6 protein-coding genes are annotated in these 3,720 nt (G+C 57.3%); 5 read left to right on the top strand and 1 reads right to left on the bottom strand.

Features of this window, described 5'->3' with window-relative positions:
• The 5 genes from VFA76_05265 to VFA76_05285 all read left to right on the top strand — a co-directional run.
• Window positions 1–1,096 (top strand): hypothetical protein (locus tag VFA76_05265; protein ID HZR31246.1); only part of this gene is annotated, 1,096 nt, incomplete at its 5' end.
• 21 nt (window positions 1,097–1,117) lie between these two features.
• Complete coding sequence (locus tag VFA76_05270) at window positions 1,118–1,441, top strand: hypothetical protein (GenBank protein ID HZR31247.1); 324 nt, start codon at window positions 1,118–1,120, stop codon at window positions 1,439–1,441.
• Window positions 1,438–1,803, top strand: a complete 366-nt coding sequence (locus tag VFA76_05275; protein ID HZR31248.1) for a hypothetical protein — start codon at window positions 1,438–1,440, stop codon at window positions 1,801–1,803. Before VFA76_05270 ends, VFA76_05275 begins: the two co-directional genes overlap by 4 nt.
• A gap of 139 nt (window positions 1,804–1,942) precedes the next feature.
• A complete protein-coding gene (locus VFA76_05280; protein ID HZR31249.1) occupies window positions 1,943–2,314 on the top strand; it encodes a carboxypeptidase-like regulatory domain-containing protein in 372 nt (123 codons plus the stop codon).
• Window positions 2,315–2,465: 151 nt separating this feature from the next.
• A complete protein-coding gene (locus tag VFA76_05285; protein ID HZR31250.1) occupies window positions 2,466–2,897 on the top strand; it encodes a hypothetical protein in 432 nt (143 codons plus the stop codon).
• 305 nt (window positions 2,898–3,202) lie between these two features.
• On the opposite strand, the gene VFA76_05290 is transcribed toward VFA76_05285, so the two are convergent.
• Window positions 3,203–3,720, bottom strand: a 518-nt coding sequence (locus VFA76_05290; protein ID HZR31251.1) for a hypothetical protein, incomplete at its 5' end; no start/stop codon positions are given.

Consider the following 3,720-nt stretch of genomic DNA (forward strand, 5'->3'; position numbering starts at 1 on the left):
TTCGCAGCCCTATCAGGCAGCCTACGTTTCGGGCGGGGCCGTCGTGGCCGCCTATGCCATGCCCAATGCGCCCGCCTCGCTCACCCTTGGCCCGGACAATCTCCCTATCAACCCGACGCTGGTCCTCGGCGAAAACGGCACCGCCTTCGCCTCCTACGGCTCCAACATCACCTCCTTCCAACTCCCCTCCGGCTCCCCTAACTGGAACTACCAAGCGCCTACGCAGACCACCGTATCGATTGTGGGTTCGGCAGCGGGCAACAGCCTCACGGCCAAAACTACAGCCCAAGGCACGGATACGGTTCTGCGAATTGATCCAGGCGGTGCGGCGACATCAGACTCTTGGTCGGCAAGTTCCGTCCAGTTTTTTCTCGGCGACATTTGGCTAAGCGCGGGCGGTGCCGACGGCATGTTCTCTACGATATTCGCCAATTCGTTTGATTGGGCCTTTGCCGTCTGGCCCACAGGAGCATCGAGCGCCACAAATCGCGCAAAAGAGAAGATCAAAGTCCAGGTCTACACTGTCGCAGGAGCTGGTGTTTCGCAGCAGTATATTTCCGACAAAGTTTCTCATGGGATAGCCACATGGCAAACTAAAGCTGGAATCCTGTTTGACTGGGACGGGCAAACGCAGCCGACGCTGCCGGGCTGCGATCCCGCGAGTCCTCCACCGGGGAACACATGCCTGCCCGGTGGTGCATTCGATATCACCAACGCGACACTGCTGTCGCAGGTGAATGAAATCATGCGAAGGCTTGGCCCGCCGCCGGCTGCTGGTGTCAAGCTTATTTTCGTTAATCAACTCGGACCGGATAACGAGACCGACGGCTACACACCGCCCGAGTTCCGCAATGCAAGCGGGATCAAGAATCTTTGCATTCTTAAGAACAACAGCGGTGTTCTAGTTCTGGTCGCGCACGAATTGGGGCATGTGCTGGGCCTCAGCCACGTAAACAACCCGATTAACCTGATGTGCGGAAACACTGGGGACCCCTGGCTGGACAACCTCCCCTGCTGGAGCACCATAACCCGGCTGTTGTCTGACACTCAAATCGACGCGGCCAGGAAGACCGCGGCCCATCTGGTCGCGCCCTAGGGCGACGGAGAGGACGAGGGCATGGTGCCTCAGCGCAAGCAACTACTCATTACGGCTTTCACCTTTACCATCGTGGCGTTTGCTATTCGGTACGTCATCTTAAGAACCCCGAAAACCATATACCGCTTCCAAGGTCGTTCAATTGCCCAGCGTTGTTCTTCAATTCAACGTGGCATGCAACGCTCAGACGTGTTGCAACGACTCAATACGGGCGTAGTTCCGTGGGAGCAAGAGATTTACGCGCACCGGCTCACAGCGGGAACCGCCGCCGGGACATGTTTTGTCGATCTCGACCAAAATGGCACCGCCATTGCAATAAGGGTAGGACCGCCGCTGTGGGAATGAAGAAGGTCGGAGCGGAAGGAGGTATGCAGCTTAACACTACAAGAATGGCGCTTCGTTCGATATTCCTTGGCGTTGCAGCCGCCGTGCTGGTCAACGTTGTCATTCTGTTGATGGACATGCGCAAACCATCCATGATCGATCCATTCGCAAAACTTCAATTGGGTATGACGCGCTCCCAAGCGACTGCAGCCCTGCAAACGTACGGCGTCGACTGCTCAGATGCGGTTTCGGGTGATCCCGCTCTGTGTGGCTTTTCAGACCGCTGGCGCACGTACACAATCACTTTTGACCAGCACAACACGCTTGTCGCCAAACGTTTTTACTTTACCCGCCCGTTGAACGGCTTGGATTACTTCCGCTGAAGGGCGGCGACACCACAACGCGTCACTGCCCAGAGTTGTTCCACGCTTTGATATCCCATTGCATTTGATCGGGGCGACGCTATGAATCACCCACGAGTTTATCTTGTTTCTTATTGCCGTCACGCTGCCGAGAGCTTGCGTGGCAGACGGGTGCGCTGCGACGTGCGTCGAGCTGCCGCCGCTCAAGCCCGTCCATCGCATCTGGGGAGTCGTGTTTTTCCCAAGCGGCGACGCCGTCGTCAACGCCAAAGTTAGCGTGCTGCGAAATGGGAAAGAGGTAGCCACGCAACAAACTGACGAGGATGGCAAGTTTTCCTTCTCCAACCTAAGACCTGGTGCTTACGAACTCAGAGCTGAAGCCACGGCCGCCATCCCAACGGCGTCAACGAAGGTTGTCCTGATCAATCCTCAAGTGAAGCCCAAGCAGGAAATAGCCATTCAGCTGGACCTTCAGGGCTGCTCGAGTTTCGCTCTCGTGGATCCCAAAAAGTTTCATCCCGACACCAGGTAGTCGCACCCTCCTCCTATGGAGCCGCGGCGGCTACCGCGGATTGGCCTGATTAGGGATTTGGACACAAGTAGTTTCTATATGAATTCCATTCCGCATAATATTCGCTACGCGTTGCCGGGTTCGGCCTCATGCAATTGAGGAAATGCGGACAATGAAGAAAGCAGCGAAAATACTTGGCGCCCTTTTGATCGTATTGGCCTCTGTGTCTCTTTTCCATGAGTTCCACGGGGTCGGCGATTCCGTAACGGGCGGCACGCTGTTGTGGAACTCGCAAGAGGCCTATCTCTTTGTCGGCTGGGGTCGAGCCGGCTACCACTTTACCGGCTTCGAGTACGTCTGGTCCCATATTCCGGCGTACTTTGGGGTTCCCCGTACCGTTGATGACAATTGCCTATCGACGATCGTCGTGCGGATTGCCCCGGACGGCATACAGCGCGTTGTGCGGAGCCTTACAAGGATTTCCCGGGATTTCTCGCATACATTCCGAACGACGGCGAAATCTATGCATACGACAAAGGACCTCTTTGGAAGTGGACCGGAGCGCGATTTGAACAGGCTAGTTCCGAAGAGCAAAGGAAATTAGCCTTGGACGAGCAAATGATCGCGACCTATGAGTCAGACGGCACAAACGCCAACGGTTGGTCGTGGAGGCATTTCTCAGCGGGTTGGCCCTCCGTTTTCCAGATCGATTTGCAGGGCAAACCGGTAACCTTGCGAACCACGCCGCGCGATTCCGGGAGGGACCTCACTGTCAAAATCGAATTGCCCGGAAAGGCTCCTGAAACAATATTGAGGGTCCAACACGATTTTCATCTGGTCACCAAATCCGAATATGAGCGGATGTTTCCAGACGGAAGATGCTCGACGCGCAACCGGTAGGCGAGGCGATCACATCGCCACCGCCGCGGCCTCTTCCTTCCGCGCTTCCCGCCACAGCGCCACGTACGGCTGCAGCTCGCGCATCATCTTCTCGAATTGCGCCAAATCGAGTGACTGCGCTCCATCGCTGATCGCTCTCTCCGGCGTCGGATGCACTTCCACAATCAATCCGTCCGCCCCAATCGCCACTCCCGCCCGCCGCGGGGTTTCACGCCGCAGGGCCTCTTCCAGGCTGTCCCGACGGACACTGGCCCAAGTCTCTATTCCGTCCAGGCCGCCACCGGTGCTATACAAACACTTGTGCAAGCCTTTACCTCCGATGGCCAGCAGCTTTGGCAAACCGCCCTCAACTCCTCCTACGCCGGACTCTCCGTCCCCGACGGTTTCGGCGGCGTACTCGCCACCTGGACGGTCTCGAACATCAATCCGCCCGCCGCTTCGCAGCCCTATCAGGCAGCCTACGTTTCGGGCGGGGCCGTCGTGGCCGCCTATGCCATGCCCAATGCGCCCGCCTCGCTCACCCTTGG

It is taken from the genome of Terriglobales bacterium (genome assembly GCA_035651655.1).
Lineage (GTDB): Bacteria > Acidobacteriota > Terriglobia > Terriglobales > Acidobacteriaceae > DASRFG01.